The sequence below is a fragment of the Spirochaetota bacterium genome (assembly GCA_025061835.1).
In the GTDB taxonomy this organism is placed as follows: Bacteria; Spirochaetota; Brevinematia; order DTOW01; family DTOW01; genus SKYB106.
Genome location: JANXAC010000051.1, coordinates 1 through 720, shown reverse-complemented (window position 1 = coordinate 720; position 720 = coordinate 1). Strand labels below are relative to the sequence as shown.

General features: G+C 36.1%; 1 protein-coding gene. It reads left to right on the top strand.

The window, feature by feature from the left end; genetic code table 11:
- Positions 1 to 23: 23 nt before the first annotated feature.
- Positions 24 to 720, top strand: a 697-nt coding sequence (locus tag NZ579_08210) for a site-specific DNA-methyltransferase (protein MCS7299919.1), incomplete at its 3' end; no start/stop codon positions are given.

Below are 720 nucleotides of genomic sequence, written 5' to 3'. Positions count from 1 at the left end.
GCATAAAATCGATGGAGGTGGATATGGAAGCTCTCCAGAAGTTTCAAAACTTGCTGAAAGAACTTTTCCAGTTTAAAGCATCAGACTTAGACTTTGGAATTTATCGCATTCTAAACTACAAGCGTAAGCAAATAAAGAAGTTTATTGAAGAAGACCTTAAGAATAAGGTTAACGAGGTCTTTGTTAAATATGAAAAGGAAGAAGAATCACAGGTCTTCAACGACCTTTATAACTTCTTTTCTCGCTACTACGAAGAAGGAGACTTTATCCCACAGTATCGCTATTCAATAAAAGGACATAAATATGCAATTCCTTACAACGGTGAAGAGGTAAAACTCTACTGGGCAAACCGAGACCAGTACTACATAAAAACAGGAATTTTGTTTAGAGATTACGCTTTTAAAGCAGGAGACTATATGGTCATTTTCAAAACCGTGAAAGCAGAGGAAGAGCTGAACTCAAACAAGGAAACCAAGGAGAGATTTTTTGTCCTTGACGACCAAAAGCCAGTAGAGTTTATAGAAAACGAGAAGGTGCTTATTGTTCGCTTTCAATATAGGGAATTGCTAAAGGAAGAATTAAAACAATACGATGCTAAAGGCGAGGACAACAAATCAAAGCAGGAAAAGGTGAATGGAAAGAATCGTAAATCAAAGCAAGAAAAGATAAACGAAGAAAATCACACATACATTTTAAACAAAATTGAAGACCCGTCGCTAA